The organism is Caproiciproducens sp. LBM24188, from assembly GCF_054130445.1.
On the sequence record NZ_CP196862.1, the window covers coordinates 2,504,504 to 2,526,728 of the forward strand.

The 22,225-nt window shown below is 49.9% G+C and carries 21 protein-coding genes, 2 tRNA genes and 1 pseudogene; 6 read left to right on the forward strand and 18 right to left on the reverse strand.

What is annotated here, in order from left to right; all coding sequences use genetic code 11:
* Positions 1-325 precede the first annotated feature (325 nt).
* Positions 326-1,114, forward strand: a complete 789-nt coding sequence (locus tag ACSVDI_RS11825) for an arginase family protein (protein ID WP_457943156.1) — start codon at positions 326-328, stop codon at positions 1,112-1,114.
* A gap of 313 nt (positions 1,115-1,427) precedes the next feature.
* Here ACSVDI_RS11825 and tnpA read toward each other — a convergent pair whose 3' ends face one another.
* Both tnpA and ACSVDI_RS11835 read right to left on the reverse strand, forming a co-directional pair.
* Positions 1,428-1,892, reverse strand: coding sequence for an IS200/IS605 family transposase (gene tnpA / locus ACSVDI_RS11830; RefSeq protein ID WP_457942767.1), 465 nt, complete (start codon positions 1,890-1,892; stop codon positions 1,428-1,430).
* A gap of 181 nt (positions 1,893-2,073) precedes the next feature.
* Positions 2,074-2,149, reverse strand: a tRNA-Ala gene (locus ACSVDI_RS11835).
* A gap of 274 nt (positions 2,150-2,423) precedes the next feature.
* Here ACSVDI_RS11835 and ACSVDI_RS11840 point away from each other — a divergent pair.
* Positions 2,424-2,618 (forward strand): hypothetical protein, encoded by a 195-nt coding sequence (locus ACSVDI_RS11840; RefSeq protein ID WP_457943158.1) that lies wholly within the window; start codon positions 2,424-2,426, stop codon positions 2,616-2,618.
* A gap of 200 nt (positions 2,619-2,818) precedes the next feature.
* Here the strand turns inward: ACSVDI_RS11840 and secF are convergent.
* The 5 genes and pseudogenes from secF to asnS form a co-directional block, all read right to left on the reverse strand.
* Positions 2,819-3,703 (reverse strand): annotated as a pseudogene (gene secF, locus ACSVDI_RS11845) (protein translocase subunit SecF); the annotation flags it as partial.
* The gene (locus ACSVDI_RS11850; RefSeq protein WP_457943159.1) at positions 3,676-5,085 is read right to left on the reverse strand and encodes a preprotein translocase subunit SecD; all 1,410 of its coding nucleotides are present in this window, start codon (positions 5,083-5,085) and stop codon (positions 3,676-3,678) included. The pseudogene secF and the gene ACSVDI_RS11850, both read right to left, overlap by 28 nt.
* 169 nt (positions 5,086-5,254) lie before the next feature.
* Positions 5,255-6,520, reverse strand: coding sequence for an aminotransferase class I/II-fold pyridoxal phosphate-dependent enzyme (locus tag ACSVDI_RS11855; protein ID WP_457943160.1), 1,266 nt, complete (start codon positions 6,518-6,520; stop codon positions 5,255-5,257).
* 404 nt (positions 6,521-6,924) lie between these two features.
* Positions 6,925-7,317, reverse strand: a complete 393-nt coding sequence (locus ACSVDI_RS11860; protein ID WP_457943162.1) for a bacteriohemerythrin — start codon at positions 7,315-7,317, stop codon at positions 6,925-6,927.
* Positions 7,318-7,362: 45 nt separating this feature from the next.
* Entirely contained in the window at positions 7,363-8,742 is a 1,380-nt protein-coding gene (asnS, locus tag ACSVDI_RS11865; protein WP_457945643.1) for an asparagine--tRNA ligase, read from the reverse strand.
* Between the two features lie 212 nt (positions 8,743-8,954).
* Between asnS and ACSVDI_RS11870 the strand changes: the two genes are divergently transcribed.
* Positions 8,955-9,041 (forward strand) — tRNA-Ser (locus ACSVDI_RS11870).
* 225 nt (positions 9,042-9,266) lie between these two features.
* Here ACSVDI_RS11870 and ACSVDI_RS11875 read toward each other — a convergent pair.
* The 5 genes from ACSVDI_RS11875 to ACSVDI_RS11895 are packed head-to-tail and all read right to left on the reverse strand — an operon-like array spanning position 9,267 to position 14,514.
* Positions 9,267-9,902 (reverse strand): pilus assembly protein N-terminal domain-containing protein, encoded by a 636-nt coding sequence (locus ACSVDI_RS11875; protein WP_457943164.1) that lies wholly within the window; start codon positions 9,900-9,902, stop codon positions 9,267-9,269.
* A gap of 1 nt (position 9,903) precedes the next feature.
* Positions 9,904-10,620, reverse strand: a complete 717-nt coding sequence (locus ACSVDI_RS11880; protein WP_457943166.1) for an ABC transporter ATP-binding protein — start codon at positions 10,618-10,620, stop codon at positions 9,904-9,906.
* A 15-nt stretch (positions 10,621-10,635) separates the two neighbouring features.
* Entirely contained in the window at positions 10,636-11,355 is a 720-nt protein-coding gene (locus ACSVDI_RS11885; RefSeq protein ID WP_457943168.1) for a hypothetical protein, read from the reverse strand.
* A gap of 16 nt (positions 11,356-11,371) precedes the next feature.
* Positions 11,372-12,727 (reverse strand): ABC transporter permease, encoded by a 1,356-nt coding sequence (locus ACSVDI_RS11890; RefSeq protein ID WP_457943170.1) that lies wholly within the window; start codon positions 12,725-12,727, stop codon positions 11,372-11,374.
* Positions 12,724-14,514, reverse strand: coding sequence for an efflux RND transporter periplasmic adaptor subunit (locus ACSVDI_RS11895; RefSeq protein WP_457943172.1), 1,791 nt, complete (start codon positions 14,512-14,514; stop codon positions 12,724-12,726). Before ACSVDI_RS11895 ends, ACSVDI_RS11890 begins: the two co-directional genes overlap by 4 nt.
* A 167-nt stretch (positions 14,515-14,681) precedes the next feature.
* Between ACSVDI_RS11895 and ACSVDI_RS11900 the strand changes: the two genes are divergently transcribed.
* Both ACSVDI_RS11900 and ACSVDI_RS11905 read left to right on the forward strand, forming a co-directional pair.
* The gene (locus ACSVDI_RS11900) at positions 14,682-15,371 is read left to right on the forward strand and encodes a response regulator transcription factor (RefSeq protein ID WP_457943174.1); all 690 of its coding nucleotides are present in this window, start codon (positions 14,682-14,684) and stop codon (positions 15,369-15,371) included.
* Between the two features lie 76 nt (positions 15,372-15,447).
* Entirely contained in the window at positions 15,448-15,657 is a 210-nt protein-coding gene (locus ACSVDI_RS11905) for a hypothetical protein (RefSeq protein WP_457943176.1), read from the forward strand.
* Between the two features lie 410 nt (positions 15,658-16,067).
* On the opposite strand, the gene ACSVDI_RS11910 is transcribed toward ACSVDI_RS11905, so the two are convergent.
* Both ACSVDI_RS11910 and rsmA read right to left on the reverse strand, forming a co-directional pair.
* Complete coding sequence (locus ACSVDI_RS11910) at positions 16,068-16,319, reverse strand: hypothetical protein (protein ID WP_457943178.1); 252 nt, start codon at positions 16,317-16,319, stop codon at positions 16,068-16,070.
* Positions 16,320-16,469: 150 nt separating this feature from the next.
* Positions 16,470-17,321 (reverse strand): 16S rRNA (adenine(1518)-N(6)/adenine(1519)-N(6))-dimethyltransferase RsmA, encoded by an 852-nt coding sequence (gene rsmA, locus ACSVDI_RS11915; RefSeq protein ID WP_457943180.1) that lies wholly within the window; start codon positions 17,319-17,321, stop codon positions 16,470-16,472.
* A gap of 275 nt (positions 17,322-17,596) precedes the next feature.
* Between rsmA and ACSVDI_RS11920 the strand changes: the two genes are divergently transcribed.
* The gene (locus ACSVDI_RS11920; protein WP_457943182.1) at positions 17,597-18,085 is read left to right on the forward strand and encodes a deoxycytidylate deaminase; all 489 of its coding nucleotides are present in this window, start codon (positions 17,597-17,599) and stop codon (positions 18,083-18,085) included.
* A 167-nt stretch (positions 18,086-18,252) separates the two neighbouring features.
* On the opposite strand, the gene ACSVDI_RS11925 is transcribed toward ACSVDI_RS11920, so the two are convergent.
* The 4 genes from ACSVDI_RS11925 to leuA form a co-directional block, all read right to left on the reverse strand.
* Positions 18,253-18,579, reverse strand: a complete 327-nt coding sequence (locus tag ACSVDI_RS11925) for an AzlD domain-containing protein (RefSeq protein WP_457943184.1) — start codon at positions 18,577-18,579, stop codon at positions 18,253-18,255.
* Positions 18,569-19,312 (reverse strand): AzlC family ABC transporter permease, encoded by a 744-nt coding sequence (locus ACSVDI_RS11930; protein WP_457943185.1) that lies wholly within the window; start codon positions 19,310-19,312, stop codon positions 18,569-18,571. The genes ACSVDI_RS11925 and ACSVDI_RS11930 overlap by 11 nt, the downstream gene beginning before the upstream one ends.
* 26 nt (positions 19,313-19,338) lie before the next feature.
* Positions 19,339-20,412, reverse strand: a complete 1,074-nt coding sequence (gene leuB / locus ACSVDI_RS11935; RefSeq protein WP_457943186.1) for a 3-isopropylmalate dehydrogenase — start codon at positions 20,410-20,412, stop codon at positions 19,339-19,341.
* Between the two features lie 84 nt (positions 20,413-20,496).
* Entirely contained in the window at positions 20,497-22,206 is a 1,710-nt protein-coding gene (leuA, locus tag ACSVDI_RS11940; protein ID WP_457943188.1) for a 2-isopropylmalate synthase, read from the reverse strand.
* Positions 22,207-22,225: the final 19 nt, after the last annotated feature.

Consider the following 22,225-nt stretch of genomic DNA (forward strand, 5'->3'; position numbering starts at 1 on the left):
AGGTAATGAGAAGCAACGGTTCTGCTTTCTGGTAGCCCTTTCAAATGTGACCCTTTCGATGTTGTAGGTTTTAGCCCAACATGAAATCACCGCAAAGGCAGAAATGCCGGGTATTTTGTACAGGGATATCAAGTTTGGTTATAGGACGGAAAAGGAGGAGCTTCCGTTCAAGATATCCGAAGGCCGATTCCTATTAGGAATCTGTGGCCGACCCACACAGCCAATGCACCAGCGTTGGTCAATTCATATAGGACAATGCCGGGAAGTGTATCGTCGGTCCCTCCGATATACTTCCCGGCACTTTTGTTTGGAGGCCCGATTAGGAATGGAAAGCACCCTATTGCTGCTGGATTTCGACGGGGTCTATCGAACGCAAGATTTCTACCGGCAGGAAAAATGCCGATGGATATCGAAAGACCATATGACCGGGGTCTGTGCCTATTGCGATACACAAGCACAGAATCAATTACGGAAGCGTATTCAAAACATTAACCAACCAGTACTTGCCTTTCTCGGTTCCGGGAACTATCACTACATCGCGCTTTTTCTGATGGAAAAAATCCGGGAAGATTTTGCGCTTGTGCTATTTGATCATCACAGCGACATGCAGTGCCCTGCCTTTGGCAGCCTGCTTTCCTGCGGGAACTGGCTGCGGCAGGCTGAGGAACAGTTACCGCACCTGAAACAGGTCGTTTTGGTAGGCGTAGACGATTCTAAATGGACGGAACTGCCAAATTCCAATCCTGTAACGCTTTTCCCCCGCACCGTCATTTCTGAGAAAACCGATTGGCTTTGGGAACTGGAACAGGGCATTCCTTATCCGGTCTACTTCTCCGTTGATAAGGACGTATTCAGCAAAAGCGTCGCATGGACAAATTGGGACCAGGGTGTGCTGGATCTGCATCAATTTTCAAAGGCTTTTTGCGCGGTTGCCGAAGGCCATAAAGTGGTTGGAATGGACGTCTGCGGGGAATTCCCTGCAATGTATGGGAACCTGTTTGTATCCAACGCAGCAAACCGGAAAAACAATCAGGCAAATCGTAACCTGCTGGAATTGTGGAAGCGGCATTGCTGTTCGACCGAGCTTACGGGAAGCAGAGCAACGAACGCTTAATCGAACAGGGTCTCCGCAGAAATCGTAGTAGAAAATAAAGTAAAGTAAAGAAAGGGCTTGCTGCCTTATTCACAGGCAGCAAGCCCTTTCGATTGCTTTGTTGCAATTTTACCCAACATTAATTCATTAAAAACACCGCTTTTTTATCACTTTCATCTTCGGCGATTCAAACGATTGACATTGAGTTTTCCAAAATTTCGGCGGTAAATAGTTACCCCCCGGCAAAGCCGGGGGTTCTTCATATGCGGGCAAAGCCCTGTTTTTCTGGCGGCGCCTCAAGGCGCTGGTACGGTCTGCCAATTGCAAAAGCTTGTTACTTGCTACCCGTAAACGGGTCGACGTACTCCTTTAGCGTCATCTGGTCTTCAATCTGGTCTTCTGCCAGTTGATTTTTGATATACTCGGCTATTGCTTTGTCATTCTTTCCTGCCGTGTCTACAAAATATCCCCTGCACCAGAATGTACGATTTCCATATTTGTATTTCAAATTTGCATGCCTCTCAAAAATTATCAAGGTGCTTTTCCCTTTGAGAAACCCTACGAATCCGGATACGCTCATCTTCGGTGGTATCTTTACCAACATGTGTATATGGTCGGGGCAAACCTCTGCCTCTACAATTTCCACCTGTTTCCAGTTACACAGTTCTCTTAATATTTTCCCTATCTCAACCCGCATATTTCCATATGCTACTTTTCTACGGTACTTGGGAGCAAACACTATGTGGTATTTGCAATTCCAGCTCGTATGGTTTAAACTATCTATGTCATTCGTCTTCATGTCGAATGTTCCTCCTTTTGATATGTCTTGTTGCAGTTGGCAGACCGCAGCTTTATTATATCAAAAGGAGGCTTTTTACTATACTCATCGCTAAAGCTTTTTTGGAACTCCCGGCATAGCCGGGAGTTTTCGTATTACAACAAAAAAATCCAGAAACCGTTACGGTTTCTGGATTTTTACTTGGTGGAGCATAGCGGGTTCGAACCGCTGACCTCCACACTGCCAGTGTGGCGCTCTCCCAACTGAGCTAATACCCCATAGCTGTAATCGAAACAGCTCTGTTATAATATCATATTCCGCATCGAAATGCAATACCTAAAATTAAAAAAATGACAAATTTTTTACGTGATGAACTTTGTACCTCATCCTTCCCGAAACAATCATCATTTCAGACGGAAAATCTCCTTACATTTTTAAAAAATCGCTTAAGAAAGGGTGTTACCGCGGAAATTTCAGGCTTTAATTGGCTTTGAAAAACCGTCATATCTCTTCATAACTTGGTCAAAATAAAAGTTGGAAAGGAGGATTTGTATGAAAAAATATGCTGCCCTAATCGCTGCGACTGCCTTGTTGGCAATGAGTTTAACAGGATGCCGCAACACCCCTGCGGGATCCATGGTGAGCAGCGCGATTGACTATGGAAAGAACGTGGTAAGTCAGGCTGCTTCCGAAATTCAGGGTACCACATCTTCATTCTTAGTATCGTCCGCCGTCAGCGGCGTATAACAACCGTCCCGAATCAATCGCCGAAAAATGACTTTTTAATTTTATATACAAAAAATATCCGGACTTGCAAAAGCAAATCCGGATATTTTCGAACTCTGAATCGCTTATTTGGATGCAGCAGTCTTTTGGGCAGCTTTGTGATTTTCCCACATAACATAGAGCGGACCGGCAATGCAAATGGAAGAATAGCCGCCGGTAACAACGCCCACCATCATTGGAAGTGCAAAGGTAACAACGCTGGTCAGACCGTAAATTTGGCCTACGATAAACACGACAGCAATCGCACAGAATGTGCACCCAGCCGTATAGAGGGAACGGGTCAGCGTCTGGTTGATGCTGGTGTTTACCAAAACGGAATAAGGCGTTTTCGGGCCCATCAGTCTGCGGTTTTCACGAATACGATCATAAATAATAATCGTATCGTTCAGGGAGTAACCCAAAATGGTAAGAACAACCGCAATGAAGTTGTCGTTCAGACCAAATCGGCAAATGATAAACGTAAAGTAAACCATTACAACGTCATGGATCAAAGCGATAATTGCCATGACGCCGGCAGCCGTACCACCGATTTTGCGGAAACGCAGGGCAATGTAAATAACCAGCAGAATAAACGCAAGTGCAACCGCAACCAAACACTTCAGGAAGAAGTTGTGGCCCATGGTCGGGTTGACCGAGCTGGATTCTACCACCGTGAAGCCTGCATTCGGATACTTTTCGGAAAGAGCCTTTGCAATTGCCTGCTGGCTGTCAACCGAAATCGACTCCGTGCCCGCGAAAGAAATCGACACCTCGTTCGTAGTGCCCTTTCCGTCCGCTGCTTTCACATCTTTCAAAATATCAACGCTGACGTCCTTTTTGGTGGTATCCTGTACAATCTTTTCCACTTCGTCCTGCTGGATCTCACCGGCATAAGAATACTTAATAACCGCGCCGCCAGTAAACTGAATGTCAAGATTGGTACCAAAAATAATATTGAAGATTAAGCCAATGACCATAATGGCAATGGAAATGCCAAAATAAATCTTCCGGTTTTCATAAAAGTGAATATTGAACTTTTTCATTCTTTTGCACCCCCAAACAGCCATTTGTGACGTGCAAACTTAAACCCGGAAAGAGACTTGGTCATTAGGCGGGTAGCCGTCACGCCGAAGACAAAGTTGCCCACGATGCCGATCAGCAGTGTGTAACCGAATGAATAGATGGAACCTGTTGTGGCAGGTCCGAAAATCATGGACAGAATATTGGTTGGACCAAAAATGCCCATCAGAAGCAATCCAACAATAATAACGGTAATATTGCCGTCGAAAATCGCCCAGAAGCTGTTGTCGTCGCCTTTCTGGATTGCGCCGTCCAGTGTTTTGCCGGCCCAAAGTTCTTCCTTAATTCTGGATGCCGTAATAATGTTGGCGTCAACGCCCATGCCGATGGAAAGAATGATACCGGCTATACCGGGCAGTGTCATGGTAAAGCTGTTAATAAACGGGAAGTAGCCGGAAACCGCCGCGAAAGACAGCGCAGTCTGACCAGCGAGGGCAATGATTGCCACAAAACCCGGTGCCCGGAACACAAACAGCATAAACAGTGAAATTAAGGTGAAAGCGATGATTCCCGCAATCATCATAGCATTCAGCGACGAGGAACCAAGCCGCGGATTGATCGTGCTGAAGCTTGTGGTTGTCAGCTTAAACGGCAGAGCGCCTGCGTTGATTTTATTGGCAAGAGCCGAAGCTTCCGCCGCGGTAAACGTACCCTGAATCGAGCACTTTCCGTCCGTAATCACAGCGTCCACACGCGGATTAGAGATGCGCACATCATCCATCCAGATGGAGATGATCTTGCCCTGCATTTTCTCTGTCGCTTCCGCAAACTTTTTAGCGCCGCTGTCGTTCAGTTCAAGGCTTACCTCATAGTTGGACTTTCCGGTCGTCTGGTCCTGCGTCATGACAGCTTTCGCGCTCTTAATATCGCTGCCCTGAAGTATGACATTCTTCGCCGTGTCACCTTTCGGCGTTTTATAGACGGGTTGTCCGTCCGAGCCGGTCTCGGTGGTGGTGTATTCATCCCCTTCACGGAAGGTCAGCAACGCGGTAGCGGAAAGCTCCTGAATTGCTTTTTCCGGATCAAAGGATGTTTCGTCGTTCTTCCAAGGATAGCGAACAATAATACGGTCGTTATTGTAATCGGTATAAAGTTCATAGTCCGTAATGTGGTTCGACGTCAGGCGAACCTCGATAATGGACTTGGCCGAATCAATTTGTTCTTTGGTTGCCTTTGTCTTGGTAGCTGGGCTGAACGTAGCCTCAATACCGCCGTTAATGTCGATTCCCCATCTGATATCACTGACACCTTTTATGTAGGTGGTGGTATTGTCTCCGTTTTGGCCTTTAATGCCGAACGTTGCGGTATAAGACAAAAACAGAATGAGGAGGGCGACGATGAAAAAAACTGGTTTTGCAACTCGCTTCATGCGTATATCCTCCAATATGAAGTTTCTCTGTGAATACGCGCTAATATCCACAAACGTAACAGAATTAATTATATTGTTATTGTAAGAAAAAGTCAATCGATTTGGTAAGATAATTCGTGCACAATAGCAAAAGAGGGGAGAGCCTCCTCCCCTCTTTTATTATTGCACTTTATTGCGCAGCCTGAAGTTTTTCCAACGCGGCAAGCTGTACGCAAATGCAGAACAAATCCATTGCCTTTTCCAGTTCGTCCACCGGGGGATACGTGGGTGCCACACGGATATTGCTGTCATCCGGGTCCTTTCCATAGGGGAAGGAGCTGCCCGCGGCGGTCAGCACCACTCCCGCCTCCTTACAGAGGGAAACGACCCGCTTTGCGCAACCGTTCAGCACATTTACACTTACAAAGTAGCCTCCGTTCGGTTTGGACCAGGAGGCAATCTCTTTTCCGCCGAGTTCCTGTTCCAGTTTTTCCTGCACAATACGGAATTTCGGCTCCAGAATGGCACGATGTCGCTTCATCTGCGCCTTTACGCCGTCCATATCTTTCAGGAAATAGATGTGCCGAAGCTGATTCAGCTTATCCGGACCAATGGTCTGGAAGGAATAATGCTCCCGGAATACGGCAAGATTGTGCTCGCTGGCACCCATGGCCGCTACGCCGGCACCCGGGAAGGTGATTTTGCTGGTCGAGGCGAAGAAGATTGGCAGGTCGATACTGTGGCACTTCCGGCACTCTTCCCAAAGGTTCAGCAGCGTATCCGGGGTATCGTTCAGATCATGCACACAGTAGGCGTTATCCCAGAAAATCCGAAAATCCTTCGCCGCGGGCTTCAGTGCGGCAAAACGGCGCACCGTTTCATCGGAATACGTAAGCCCCGTCGGATTGGAGTACTTCGGAACACACCAGATTCCCTTTACGCTTGGGTCGTTTGCAACAAGCTGTTCCACAACGTCCATATCGGGGCCGGTTTCTAGCATGGGAACCGTAATCAATTCAAAGCCAAAATACTGTGTAATGGCAAAATGACGGTCATACCCCGGCGAAGGGCAAAGGAATTTCAGTTTGCCCTGCTTTCCCCACGGCTCGCAGCCTTCAAAGCCGTGTGTCATCGCACAGGAAATTGCGTCGAACATCATATTCAAACTGGAGTTGCCCCCAACAATGATATTGTGATCGTCCACACCCATCATTTCCGCAAAAAGCTTGCGAAGCTCCGGCAGACCATCCGCCAAACCATAGTTGCGGCAGTCATCCCCGGTCGAGGCATGCATGTCGGATCTGGAATTTAAAATATCCAGCATTCCCATCGATAGTTCCAGCTGAGCAACGGAGGGCTTTCCCCTCGCCATATTCAGCTTTAATCCCTGTGCCTGAAACGCCCTGTAGCGTTCTTCCAGCTCAGCTTTTTTTTGCTTCAATTCGGAACCCGACATTGACAAAAACCCCAATATGAGCATCCCCTTTTTACAAAATGCAAAAATAAGTTTAAAACCTTTACTATTCTAGTATATTCGCTTAAAAAATGCAAGTGCATTTAAATATACTTGCATTTTTCTCACTTTTGCTGTTTTAGAAAGGCCTGCCGGTTCTTTTTCTGTGTATCTCGACGTAAGTCGTTTCCAAAAACTAGGGCGAAAAAAACAAAACAGTCACAGGCCGCAGATAATAGCCATTTGAAGGTGGGCGGTTTAGACCCAGTGGGGGCGCAGCTTTACATTGCTTGCCGACGACAAAATCAGCAATTCCTTAGTATTTCCGGTAAAGGCACAAAAAGAAGGATTCCCCCTGGGAACCCCAGGAAGAATCCTTCTTTTTATAAGTTTTTAGAAACGGTCGGTCAATGAATGTACTGCGCCAGTTCCGTATCCACCTTCTGGATATGGTTCAGAAGCCAGTCCATCAAAAAGTAATTGGTTTTGGATACAACAGCTACGGAGGCGCCGTTTTCCTGAATATCTTTTTTCAGGTCCGCAATCTTTTGGGTAAAGTACTCATGCATCGCCTTGTGCTCGGCAACCTTCGGATATCCGCTGCTGCGCTGAAGCTTTTCTTCGTCAGAAAAATGCTTGTGGGTGTATTCCTCCAGAAAGATCACCGTCTGAAGAATCTCATCTTTCCCCTTGCCTTTGCTGCAGGCTGCGAACAAATTATCAATCCGGTCGCACAGTTCCTTGTGCTCGCTGTCAATCAATGCCACGCCGATTTTAAGACTTTCCTTCCACATTGACATGATGTTTACTCCTTCTTTCCTATTTGATTTTTACGCGTAAAGCGCTTAGAATTCCGCCGTACCGGTTGTACGGGGGAACGGCAAAACATCGCGGATATTAGCAATTCCGGTAAGATACATAACCATACGTTCAAAGCCAAGGCCATATCCCGCGTGTTTGGTGCCGCCGTAACGGCGAAGATCAAGGTACCACCAGTAGTCGTCCTCTTTCAGGCCAAGCTCCTTCATACGGCGCTCCAGCACCTCAAGGCGCTCCTCGCGCTGACTTCCGCCGATGATTTCACCGATGCCGGGAACCAGAAGGTCCACAGCGGCAACCGTCTTGCCGTCGTCGTTCAGGCGCATATAAAACGCTTTAATGTCCTTCGGGTAATCGGTCACAAAGACCGGTTTCCCATAAATTTGTTCGGTCAGATATTTTTCATGTTCAGTCTGCAGGTCGGTTCCCCAGTCCACTTTATATTCGAACTTGTCGTTGTTCTTTTTCAGAATCTCGATTGCTTCGGTATAAGTGACGCGGGCAAAATCGGAATTTGCCACATGGTTCAGGCGTTCCAGCAGGCCGGTGTCGATAAACTTGTTGCAGAATTCAATGTCAGCCGGGCAGGTTGCCAAAACATAGCGGATAATATACTTGATCATGGCTTCCGCCGTGCGCATATCATCTTCCAAATCCGCGAAAGCCATTTCCGGCTCAATCATCCAGAATTCCGCGGCATGGCGCTGCGTATAGGACCGTTCGGCACGGAAGGTTGGCCCGAAAGTATAAACCTTGCCGAACGCCATCGCCATGCATTCGGCCTCCAACTGGCCGGAAACCGTCAGGGAAGTGTGCTTCTGGAAAAAGTCTTTGGTGTAATCGACGGAACCGTCTTCTTTACGGGGAGGCTCGTCCGGGTCAAGCGTGGTCACCGTGAACATTTCCCCGGCTCCTTCCGCGTCGCTGCCCGTAATAAGCGGCGTATGCACATAGACGAAGCCGTTTTCCTGGAAGAACTTATGAATGGCATAGGCGGCTGCGGAGCGCACGCGGAAAGCAGCGCTGAACGTGTTGGTGCGCGGCCGCAGGTGTGCGATGGTGCGCAGGTACTCCAACGAATGGCGCTTTTTCTGCAGCGGGTAATCCGGTGTAGAAGAGCCCTCGACCTCGATCTTTACCGCGTGAATTTCAAACGGCTGTTTTGCTTCCGGCGTTAGAATCAGTTCTCCGGTCACGCGGAGCGCGGAACCGACGTTCAATTTTGCGACTTCTGCAAAATTATCAATTTTATCGGCTTCAAAAACAATCTGAACCCCTTTGAAGCAGCTGCCGTCATTCAGCTCGATAAAACCAAGCGCTTTGGAATCTCGGATCGTACGAACCCAGCCGCAGACGGAAACGGATGAACCGCCCAGTTCCTCAGCGCGGGAATACAACTCAGAAATTTCCGTTCTATTCAAATCAATAACCCCCAATTGTAAAAAATTGCACTCAATCTATGCCTATATTATAACACCGGCTAAGTTCGCGCAAGTCTAAATCACTGGATTTCATTGAAAAATAATAAAATAAAATAAATTTTAAATAGGGGGTTGATTTTTTGTCCGGGATTCGCTATAATAACAGAGCTGTCTGATTTACAGCACCATTACCATTTGGAGAGGTATTCTAATTGGTAAGGAGCCACATTGGAAATGTGGTGTGCCGCAAGGCATTGAGCGTTCGAGTCGCTTCCTCTCCGCCAAATTTGAAAGAAGCCGATCATTGCGATCGGCTTCTTTTTTGTTATACCATCAAGTAATCATATTCTTCGTTGCATTGGGCCGCAAGCAAACCAGAACCATTGCTCTTGATTAACTAGGCAACCACTGATTCAGTCGTAATGGAATCAGCGGTTAACCAAGGGCAAAACAAACGGACCACCCGAAAGAAATTTTCCTTTCAGGCTCGTCTGTTGACAATCCTATTTTCAGTCCACCGTTACCTTCAAACTGGCTACCGCCTGCGAAGTGGGGTCAATGGCATAAACCACTGCGGTTCCTGCCTCCACCGCCGTAATCTTTCCGGTTGTGGAATCAACCGCGGCAACCGCGCTGGAAGAGGATACCCACAAAAGGCTGGACGCATGTACATTGCCGCCGTTCAGCATGATGTTGGAAAGCGTATAGTCGCCGCCCTTCGCAATACTGACCGACGATTGCGGAAAAATCAGCCCGACTTGCGTGGATTCCGACGTGCTGGAAGACGAAGCCGTGACAGCAGAGGAAACAGTGACCGGCACCGTCGCCTTGGTCCATCCGCTGAACGCGTCGGACTTAAACCAAAAATGCACTCTTGTTGTTCCGATTCCTATTGCGGTAATTACCACTCTTCCCTGCGAATCCGAGGTGGCAGCCGCCACATTGGTGTCTGCCACCTCAACGTTGATTACACCGAAATATGAACCGGTTACATAACTGGAATGTTCCCCAAGTGTTACAGTGTTCAGTGTTACGGAAGAAGTGCTGGTTTCCTCTGACGACGAATCAGCGAACGCTGTGGTTGAAAAACAGATCAAAAGAACCGTCAGGAATGGAATGAGCACCAAAGATTTGACTCGTTTCATATTACCCCTCCTTACATACCGTCACGGTTTCAGAATCAAAGGTTTCGTTTTCATAAAGTTCGCCGTCCACAATTTTAATGACCCGCTCCGCATAGCTTGCTACCTTCAGGTCATGGGTAATCATTACAATGGTATTGCCCATTTTATGCAGCTGGCTGAACAGCTTTAATACTTCTTTTCCGGTTGCGGAATCGAGCGCACCGGTCGGTTCGTCCGCCAAAAGAAGTTTTGGCTGGCCAACCAGTGCCCGCGCAATGGCGACCCTTTGCTGCTGGCCGCCCGAAAGCTCGTTCGGCTTGTGATGCACGCGCTCCCCCATTTCCAGCATGGTCAGTTTTTCCATTGAAATTTCGGCCGCCTGTTTTCGCGACATGCCGCGAATCAGCAGCGGCATCATCGTGTTCTGAAGTACGTCATACTTTTGGATTAAATGATATTTTTGGAAAATGAATCCGATCTGCTGATTGCGCAGATGGGTCAGCTGTGCGTCGTTCAGTTCGTGAACCGGCTGTCCGGTCAGCCAGTAAGTTCCCTCCTGGAAATGGTCCATGCAGCCGATAATATTCATCAACGTGCTTTTACCGGATCCGGAGGGGCCCAGAATAGCCAAATACTCGCCTTCCACCACGTCAAGCGAAATGGATTTCAGCACCTCCAGCCGGTTTTCCCCCACCTGATACCATTTTCGGATGTCTTTCATGCTAATTACTTTTTCCATTGCGGGCACCTTTCTCTATTTCGATACAACAGATACCCGAACCACGGTTTCCGTACCGTTGATCTCTCTCTGTGTAATGCGAAGAATCATTCCCTTGGTAATGCTGGAAAAGTCGCTGGACCGCTGCGTCGTAACCGCAGTAGCCGTGGTTCCCGTTGTGCCGTTGGCTTTTTTCGTGGAAGTACCGCCGGTACGGTTGATTTCGGTGGTTCCCGTATTACCGGGGAGGCCTTCCCCACCGCCCGCAGGCATTCCACCGGTCGGCATTGCGCCGTTGCCCGCGCTGCCGGAAGTGATTCCGCCGCCTGGATTTTGTGTCATCCGGTCGTTTCCTTTGGAGAGGGTAAGTCCAACCGGAATCAGCAGGGTTTTCGTTTCCCCGGTCAGCGTTAGCGATGAGCTGTCGCTGGAATCGGATTGTGTTCCGAGTGCCAAGGTGACCTCATTGCCTACAATAGAGGTCACCTTTCCTAAAATCTGGTTAGACTGGGACGTTCCAGAGGCAGGCTGGGAATTTTCGCTTTTCTTTGCACCTTCGGTGCCGCTTTGCGCAGGACCGCCGTTCATAGACTTGCCGGGAAAGCCGTTCTTTCCGCCTTCTCCATATTTTTGTCCGCCCTGCACTGCGTTCGTTCCGGCATTGGATTTGCTGTTCTGTGAAGAACAGCCTGACAAAGCAGAAAGGGCCAGGGTTAAAATTAAAATGATGCCGATTACTTTCTGAATCCGTTTCATAAGCTGCTTCCTCCTGTCATTCCTGCGATAAGGCCTCAATCGGCATAAGCTGTGCGGCTTTATAAGCAGGATAAAAGCCGAACAGAGTACCGGTTACAATGGCGAACACCAAGGCGAGCACACCGCCGACAGGCAGCGGTTCCACCGTCATGCCGGTAAGGCGAACCACCGGCACCAGGGCAAAGCCCGCAATTACGCCGATCACTCCGCCGAACGTACCCATCATGTTTGCCTCAATCAGGAACTGCATTAAAATTTCCTTTTTGCTGCTGCCCAACGCTTTTAAGATTCCGATTTCCTGCGTCCGTTCTTTCACGGAAACAAAGAGCACGTTCATAATGCCGATTCCGCCAACAATAAAGACAATCACAGCAACCGCAATCAGCAGCATGGACAGGGTGTTGGCAGAGGTTGTCGCCGCTTCCATTTCGCTGCCCGCGTCCGTTAAGGTGAAATTCCCCTTTGGATAGTTATCTGCAAGCACGGCCTTAATATTGGCCATTACCGTTTCAACCTCTTTCACGTCCGAGGCGATGGCGACGATTTTCGGGGTGGCGGAGTTGCCAAGCACATATTTCTGTGCCGTGGAATACGGCAGGTAAATGGAATCATCCGGGCTGGTCCCGGTGGAAACCGCGCCCATGGAATCAAGCACGCCGACGACGTCATAGGTTTTTCCTTCAATCGTCATTGCATTTCCATACGCCGCATAGGCGCCGCCAAACAGGTTTTTCGCCAGATTATATCCAACGACGGCAACCTTTGATTTGTTCGTCTCATCATCATCCGTAAAAAATTCTCCCGCCAACAGGGTGAGGTTGCTGATGCTTTGGTACTCCGGCAGACAGCCCACAATGGTTTCATCGGTCTCACTGTCCAGTTCATCCGTCAGTACCGCACCGGTTCCGCTGGAGATGAGCGAAGCGGAGGATACGTTGGGAACCAGAGACAAAATGTCGCTGACGTCCGTCGTGGTCAGCGTTACCCCGCGCTGCGCCTGGGTGAAGTTGTTGGACTGCCCACCGCTGGGGAAGCCACCCATGCCGCCTCCGCCACCACCGCTGGGACGGGGACTCCCTCCGCTTCCGCCACCGCTGCGGGGAAAACCACCCATGCCGCCGGGGAAGCCGCCCATCATACCGCCGGCCATTTGATCCGCCATATCTGCGGAAGTGCTGACGGAAACTTCAATCGCACCGACATTCAGCGTCTTGAACTGTTCCTGAACATCCACTTCGCCCCCATGGCCAATGGCAATCACCAGAACAATGGTGGCTGCACCAACCACAACGCCGAGCGAGGTAAGCAAAACCTTTGTCTTGCTCTCTTTAATATTCAGCCAAACCAAATGGAGAATCTCGCTGAATCTCATTTTACCACCGCGCTTTCCGCCAGAACGGTTTCCCCTTCCTGCAAGCCGCTGGTAATCTCTACATAGCGCCCGTTCGAGAATCCGGTCGTTACGGTGGTTTTCTGGCTGGTACCATCCTGTTTTTTCACCAAAACACTGGACACTCCGTTTTCAAAGGTAATCGCCTGATTCGGAACATACAGAACATCTTTCTTTTGTTTCTGAATTAGCGTCAGCTCTCCACTCATTCCAATAAAGACTTGTTCCGTATTTTTTCCGGTCATTTTAGCTGTAACGGTATAGCTGACCGATGCGGAACCGGAACGCGCGGGAGAAGCAGAAATGCTCTGCACCGTGGCATCAAATGTTTCATCATCATAGGCAGACAGTGTAATTTGTGCCTGCTGACCGATTTGCACGTTGGTAATGTCATCCTCCGAAAGTGAGATGGACATGCTGACATCAGAGGTTTTTGCGATGGTCACAATCACATCGTCCGCTTTTACGTTGCTGCCGTCGCTGCAGCTTACGGAAACAATCGTTCCGTCACACGGCGCGGTCAGTGTTCCTTCCCCGTTGATTGCACTGTTAATGTCATCCAGCTCTGCCTTCAGGCTGTCATAGGTTGACTGCTGGTTGGTCACCGCTTCGGCAAGCTGGTTGACCGTCAGATTATAGGTGGTCGCCGCGTTATCGCCCTCGTTCAAGCTGCTTTGCCGGGTCTGCTCAGCGTCGTTCAGGCTGCCGGTTTGGGATTTCTGTGCCTTTTCCAGCGCATACTGGGCACTCTTTACCTGGGACTGAAGCGAAGAAACCTTTTCCGCCAAAGCATCTGCTGTGGAAGTGCTTCCGTATTTTTTAGTAAAGGTCTCGTTGAACGTATCATAAGCCGTGGAATAGTTGTCATATTCCGCCGTATAAAGGGAAACCTTGGATTCTAGGTCCTTTTGTCCCTGAACAATGCTGGAAATTTGGTCCGCATAGTCGTTGTACGCTTCTTTCGCGTCGTCGTACTCCGCCTCTTCCCCATCTTCATTGTCCAACAATTTTGCTTTCTGCCAGGCGGTATATTTGTTTTCCATATCGGATTTCAGGCTGCTCAGCGTGTTCAGCTGCTTAGAATACTGATCTTTGTAATTGGAAAGTTGAGTTTCAAAGCTGGTTTTCTGCGTTTTTGCATCATCACGCCACTGCTTCAGCTGGGTGAGCTTGGTATTGTCCGCCGCAAAGCTGGACTGCAGCGCCTGATATTTTGCCAGCTGCGTTTTCGCGTCATTCAGCGTCGACTGCGCGTTGCTGATGTTGTTTTGAATTTCCGCTTTGGTCAGGGATTCCTGCGTATAAGCGTTTGCCGCTTTTTTCAGGCTTGCCTCATAAGCTAGTTTGGCAGAGCTCAATTTTGTCTTCTGATCCGCAATTGCCTGTTCCAACGAAGTTTTGGCCTCAGCGAGTTTTTGCTTTTTGTCCGCGGTTCCGCTGGCAATACTGGCCTGGTTCAGCTTTACCAGGGTATCGCCCGCCTTGACTTGATATCCGGATTTGACAAGGACTTTATCGATTGTCACATCAACCGGAAAAGACACGGTTTCTTCGTCCAGCGTAACCGTGCCGCTTTCCGTGGTTCCGACTGTGACATCCCCTTTTTCCACTGTGTATTCACGGTATGTAACCGTACTGGAAGAAGAACTTTTATGATTGATATAGAGTAAAACCGTGGTTAAGGTGGCAATTCCTAAGACCAAAACAGATATCGTGATTGTAAGCGCTTTCTTATGAGATAGAATAACTCTCATTATTTTTTGTTTCATGGCTGACCTCCCATTCCTTTTATGGGAGTTATTATAATTCGGTAAATTAAATTCCAACTTAAAAAGAATCCATTTCACCTAAATTTAAGCTTATCTTCACGAGACCGTCACACAAGAAAAAGTGACAACTGATATAATTAGTCTATACTTCTTTGGGAGGACCCATCATGAAAATTCTGCTTCTTGAGAACAATAATAAACTGAAAACAAAATTAAACCGCCTGCTTTCCAAAAAGCGCTACGAGGTTCACTGCACCGAAGCCAGCGAACAGGCTTTTGACGAGATTCAAAGCGGCGTTTATGAGGCTGCCATTCTGGATTGTTCCGCACCGGAAACCAACTGCATCGACCTGCTCCGGCAAATCCGCCGTGCTAAGCTTTCCGTACCGATTATGATGATTTCGGAAAAATGTACAGTCAGCGAGAAGGTGCGTGCGCTGGACAACGGAGCGGATGATTTTGTGGAAATTCCGTTTGCCGATTCGGAATTTCTTGCCCGCTTAAACGCCGTTTCACGCCGAAAAGCAGAATACATATTTGACAACCAGCTTCATTTTGATGACCTAACCCTCAATTTGGGCACGTATGAACTTTCCAAAGAAAATCGGTCTGTGGGGCTGACCAATAAAGAAATGGCTATTATGAAATATCTGTTTTTAAGCGGAAAAAATATTGTCGGCAAAGAAGACTTAATGACAAAACTATGGGGATTTGATGCACTGGCTGACAATAATCTGGAAGTTTACATCAGCTACCTGCGGCGAAAGATTGCCTCGCTGCAATCCGGGACAAAAATTGTCTGCATAAAAAATGTCGGATACCGGTTGACCGGATGTGAAGTGGATCAAACCGCCTGAAACCGCTTTCTCATTTAGTATTATTTCCCTGCGATAAGAACGTTGTTTCTTCAAACACTAATCGCGGGGTGATAGTATGGATCTGTATGATGGATGGAACCGCGGGTGGGGATTTCACCGCAACGGGGACAGAACCGCGGCCGCCTATTTCGACTCCCTGCCATTGGAGGTCAAGGAAATGCTGAACCGGCATGTCAACGAAATTACATCTGTGGAAAAGCTTCGGAAAATCGGAAATCAGATGGAAAACGAACTTGAAGCGAAAAACGATTCTTCAAAACGGTAACATTACGCTGTGTCCGCAAACCAATAAACCGGAACCGCCATTACGCACTTGGGCGGCTCCGGTTTTTGTTCTTAATTTGGTCATATATTCTTTTTAAAAAGTTAAAAACCAATTCATGGATCATCTATAGAATCACGGTAAAATAAAACTATGAAATCAATGCCTACTGCCACAAGACGGAAAGGACGGAATACCGGGCCGTCGAATGACAGACAAAAAATAATTCCTCCGTAGAGGATGCCTTCGCCGAGGCTGCCTCCGCCGAGGCTGTTATCATAAATTCTTCTTCATATTTTCTCCTCCCTCACCGCCCGTAACCCCGGGCGGTTCTTTTTGGGGAACATGGGAACAAAAGCAGCCGCTGTGCTTTCTGCACAGCGGCTGCTTTTGCGTTCCAACCGAATCGGATGTTATTTGCTTTCCTGCGGCGGCGTTTCTTCTTCCTGCCGCTTAATGGGAATCGGCTGGGCGGGCTGCTCCGGTTCATCCGGCTCGTTCCAGCTCCAGAACGCCAGATACATGCCGGCCAATGCCAAAAAGCAGGCCACAACGGCCGCCGCAATGGCCCATTCCGTAATTTCAAACGGACCCAGCACCATGGAAGCCAAAGTCAGCCCCAGCCCGACCACAAAAAAAGAAATCGCCATTTTCCCGTCCGTCATAGCCCGCTCCTCCTTTTTCCGGACACACTCCATCTGAAAAGCCGCCAAACTTCGAAACGGCCTTTCGACTGCCTTTCTCGGCGACTGCCCGGGTTTTATCTGTAAAAATGACGGAATAAAAATCGAAAGTGCAAGAAGAACTCTCGGAATTTATTGCGGCAGCTCGTTGGAAAGAGCCGCAAGCTGTTCCATGGTAAGCTGTTCAGCGCGGGCGTTCTGCACAATTCCCGCCCGTTCCAGTGCGGCAGTCACCACTTCCCGGCCCAGCGACAGGCCGGCGGAAACCGAATTCAGAACCGTTTTCCGCCGTTGCCCGAACGCAGCGCGCACCAGCGCGAAAAACTGTTTTTCACTGCGGATAGCTACCGGGGGTTCTTCGCGCACGGTCAGGCGGATCACCGTAGAATCCACATTCGGCTGCGGAACAAAGCTGGAGCGGTCTACCCCGAACAAAACCTCCGGCTCTGCAAAGTAGCGAACCGCAGCGCTGACGGCGCCGCAGGCGCGGGTGCCCGGCGCTGCGCAAAGGCGTTCAGCAGCTTCTTTCTGCACCATGACCGTAATTGATTTGACCGGCAGGCGCTCTTCCAGCAGCTTCATAATCACCGGAGAAGTAATATAATAAGGAAGGTTTGCGCAGACCACCACGTCCATACCAGAAAACTCTTCCGAAATCAGCTGTTTTAAATCCAGCTTCATTACATCGCCGTTCACGACTTTCACGTTGGAAAAATCGGCAAGCGTTTCCCGGAGCACCGGAAGCAGACGGCGGTCCAGTTCCACCGAAACCACCTTTTCGGCGCGTTTGGCAAGCTCTGCGGTAAGAACCCCGATACCGGGCCCAACCTCCAGAACGCCGGTTCCCGCCCCGGCCCCGCTTTCCTCCGCCATGCGGGGGCACACATCGGGATTAATTAAAAAATTCTGGCCCAGTGATTTGGCAAACGAAAAGCCGTGGCGGGACAGAACACTTTTGATCGTGGAAAGATCCGATAAATTCATGTAAAATGTTTCTCCATGTTAATTCCATTTTCATTGCGGCGCATCAACAAGCAACAGCTGAACCGAAAATTGCATCGCCGCACCGCAATGTTTCGAATCATACCCTTCGCCATTGCGGTTGGTATTATTATATCACGCGCTTTTTGAAATTTCCATTGATTATTCCCGCAAAATACAATATGATAGAAACAAAGGAAAAGCAACTGCAATCGACTTTGGTCGACCCCAACACGGCCATGGAGCAGCGAAAGCCACGATTTTTAGGAGGCATGAAAATGAACCGGACCGATAAAGAAAACTACTATCTCGATATTGCCGAAACCGTTCTGGAGCGGGGCACCTGCCTGCGCCGGAATTTTGGCGCCATCATTGTAAAACACGACGAAATTGTTTCCTCCGGCTACACCGGCGCGCCGCGCGGACGCAAAAACTGCATCGACACCGGCATGTGCGTACGGGAATCGCTCGGCATCCCCCGCGGGGAACGGTACGAGCTGTGCCGCTCTGTGCATGCTGAGGCCAACGCCATTATCAGCGCTTCCCGCCGCGACATGATTGGAAGCACGCTTTATCTAGTGGGGCGGGATATGAAAACCGGCAATTATGTGGAACACGCCTCCCCTTGCTCCATGTGCAAACGACTGATTATTAACGCGGGTATTACGCGGGTGATTGTGCGCGACACCAAAACACAGTATTTTACCGTAAACGTAGAAGACTGGATTACCAACGACGAATCCCTAAGCGGCCAGTTTGGCTATTAAAAACGTTCTCAATTTAATCGAAGTATTAAGTAACCGCGAATGAAAGCAATTCAAGAGCCGCTCTGGTTCGAATTTTTGCGGCCTTGAATTGCCGTCTTACGACGGAATCGGTGGTTACTTCAAAAAAGAGGCCGCACTGCGGCCTCTTTTTATTTTGTATCAATTAATCACATCAGTTGAAATGCGCGCAGCAGCCATTCCGCCGCAAATACGGCGGCGGAGGAACCCAGCGCAACCGTCAGCAGCCCCCGGTTGTGATAAGCAAGCACCAGGGCAACCAAAAGACCAAACCCGGCGGAGTACACGCTCCCCGTGGAATACAAAATTTCCGGCAGCGTCATGGCCGCCAGAACCGCGTAAGGAACATAGGCCAGAAACGAACGTACAAAGCGATTCGTAATTTTCTTCTTAAAAATCGCCAGCGGAAGCATTCGCACCAAATAAGTAACCCCTGCCATAATCAGGGTGCCGATTAGAATCCGTTCAACACTCATTCGCTGCGCCCTCCGTTTCCTGAATCGGGTAACACAGCGCACCGTATGCCGATGCAGCCACCGCGCAAAGAATAATCACCCAGCCGCCGGAAATTCGGTTCAGCCCCGGGACCCAGCGGAACAGGCAGCTTAGAAGGGCGGCAAAAAGAACCACCTTTGCCACCGGGGCGGCCTTGCGCGCCGGCGGAATAATGATGGCGAGGAACATGCCGTAAATCGCAATGCCCAGCGCCGTGCGCACCCCGGCCGGAAGCAGGTTGGTTGCCGTTGCACCCAGCAGTGTGCCGAGCGACCAGCCAAGGTACGGGGTCAGCACCAAGCCCGAAAAATACTCCGCCGTCACGGCGCCCTCCTGCTGCATGGCAACCGCGAAAATCTCATCCGTCACGCCGAACGATAGCACCCAGCGCTGCAGGGTTGTCATAGACTCGTCCACTTTCTGCGAAAGGGAAAGTGACATCAGCATATAGCGAATATTAATTACAAAGGTGGTCACCGCAAGTTCCAGATAAAGGCCGCCAGAAAGAATCAAATTCGTTCCGGCGACCTGTCCGGCACTTGTCATGTTCGACATGGAAATTACCAGCGCCGCCCAGGCAGGCATTCCGCCTTGGGTCGCCATCATGCCGAATGCGAAAGAAACGCTGAGATATCCCAGACAGATCGGCACCCCGTCCTTCAGGCCCTTTCGAAAGGCCGCCGCTTTTTTATCGTAATGATGCTTGTCATGCATGAACCGCATTGCTCCCAGTTTTCAATTTACAGCAGGTTACAGACCAAATCGCCCATTTCCTCACAGCTGACTTTTTTCAGGCCCTCCGTCCAGATATCCGGCGTACGGGCGATTTTCAACACCGCCGCAACGGCGTCCTCTATAGCCTGCGCGGCCTGCGGCTCGTCAAGCGAATAGCGGAGCATCATGGCGGCGGAAAGAATCGTGGCCAGCGGGTTGGCGGTTCCGGTTCCGGCAATGTCCGGCGCAGAGCCGTGAATCGGCTCATACAGCCCGGCCTTGCCGCTGCCCAGGCTTGCGGAAGCCAGCATTCCAATGGAACCGCTGATCATGGACGCCTCGTCGGAAAGAATATCACCGAACATGTTGGAGGTCACGATAACGTCAAACTGCTTCGGGTTGCGCACCAGCTGCATCGCACAGTTGTCCACATACAGATGGCTCAATTCTATCTCAGGATACTCCTCTTTTCCGATTCTTGCAACCGTTGCGCGCCACAAGCGGGAAGATTCCAGAACATTTGCCTTGTCCACGCTGCAAAGCTTTCCGCTGCGTTTTTTCGCCATTTCGAACCCCACACGGGCAATGCGTTCGATTTCCGGTACGGAATACTGCTCCGTATCGTATGCGGCCTGTGCCCCATTGACCGTTTTACGGCCGCGCTCACCGAAGTAGATGCCGCCGGTCAGTTCCCGGACCAGCATAATATCCAGGTTCTGGCCAATGATTTCCGGCTTCAGCGGAGAAGCGCCGCGCAGGGGCTCAAAAATAACGGCGGGGCGCAGATTGGCAAACAGCCCCAGCGCACCGCGAATACCGAGCAGACCCGCTTCCGGGCGGTTCCCGCCGGGCTGTGAATCCCATTTGGGGCCGCCCACCGCGCCAAGCAGTGTGGAATCTGCTGCCTTGCATTTTTCAATGGTTTCCTGCGGAAGCGGCACGCCGGTCGCGTCAATGGCACAGCCGCCGAGCAGCGCATCCTCAAATTGAACGCGAAAATCAAATTTAAGGGCGGCGTGGTTCAGCACCTTGACGGCCTGCGTGACAATTTCCGGTCCAATGCCGTCGCCCTTAAGCAATACAATGCGATATTCTTTCATGATTCCAACCATCCTTTCTTAAAACCGGGAGTTCTTCTTTCCGTTCCAACGGTATTTTCCAAAAATTTGATTCCACAAAACGTTTTACGATTGAGAATGCGCATTCGCATGGTGTTCCGCCGCACGGTTGATGGCGCAGATGATTCCCCTGATGGAAGCCAGGCTGATATTGTGGTCGATGCCCACACCGAAAACATCCGAACCATCCGGTGCGGTCAGGTGGATATAGGATACCGCTTTGGAGTCCTCGCCGGCAGAAATGGCATGCTCACTATAGGAAATAAATTTGAAGTCCGTAATGCCGACCCCCGCAATAGCGCGGAAAAACGCGCTGATCGGGCCGTTGCCGGATGCGCTGATCGGATGGTCCTCATGCCCGAAGCGGAGGATTCCCTCGAAATGCACCAAGGTGTTGCCGCTGATATCGTTTTCTTCGTACAGCTTATACTTCTTCAGGTTAAAGGGGGAGTTGACCTGCAAATATTCCCGCTGGAAAATTGAGAAAATTTCCTCCGGCTTCAGTTCTCTTCCCGCTTCGTCGCACGCCGCTTTGACCATGGAGCCGAATTCCGGGTGCATAGCCCTGGGCATCTCGTAGCCGAAACTCTGCTGCATAACAAACGCTGCGCCGCCTTTGCCAGACTGGCTGTTGATGCGGATAATCGGCTCATATTCGCGTCCAACGTCCGCCGGATTGATGGGCAGGTACGGAACTTCCCAGTACTGGGTGCCGCTTTCCGCCATATAATCGAATCCCTTTTTAATCGCGTCCTGATGCGAACCGGAAAACGCGGTGAACACCAGGTCACCCGCATAGGGATGGCGCTCGTGGACTTTCATCTTCGTGCATTTCTCGTAAACTTCCCGGATCTCTCGAATATGGGAAAAATCAAGGCCCGGGTCCACACCCTGGGAGTACATGTTCATGGCAACCACCATAATATCTGCATTTCCGGTGCGTTCACCGTTGCCAAACAGCGTACCTTCCACACGCTCCGCGCCGGCCATCAGGCCAAGCTCCGTTGCAGCGGTTGCGGTGCCGCGGTCGTTGTGCGGATGCAGGCTGATGACCACGCTGCCGCGGTTTTTGATATGGCGGCAGAAATATTCAATTTGGTCGGCATAGCAGTTCGGCGTGCTGCCCTCCACCGTGTTCGGCAGGTTCAGAATCAGTTTGTTTTCCGAGGTGGGCTGCAGCACTTCCATCACCTTTTCGCAAATCAACACTGCATTGTCAATTTCCGTACCGGAAAAGCTCTCCGGTGAATACTCGAACCGGATGTTCGCACCGCTCTTTTTCACTTCCTCATCGGTCAGGCGCTTAATCAGTTTCGCGCCCTCCACCGCAATGTCGATTACGCCCTGCATGTCGGTGCGGAAAACTACCTTGCGCTGCAGTGTAGAGGTCGAATTGTAAAAATGAACAATCACGTTCTTTGCGCCGCGGATTGCCTCAAATGTCCGCTGAATCAGGTGCGGTCGCGCCTGCACCAAAACCTGAATGGTGACGTCGTCCGGAATCAGATTGCGTTCGATTAGGGTGCGAAGAATCTCATACTCTGTTTCCGAGGCAGACGGAAAACCAAGTTCGATTTCTTTAAAACCGATATCCACCAGAGTCTGAAAAAAGAGCAGCTTCTCTTCCAGATTCATGGGGTCAATCAGCGCCTGATTGCCATCGCGTAGGTCTACGCTGCACCAAACAGGCGCTCTGTCAATCACTCGGTCAGGCCACTGGCGGTCTGGAAGACGGATTGGCTGGAATGGAACATACTTTTTGCAGCCTTCGTACATAATCGAACACTCCTATCAT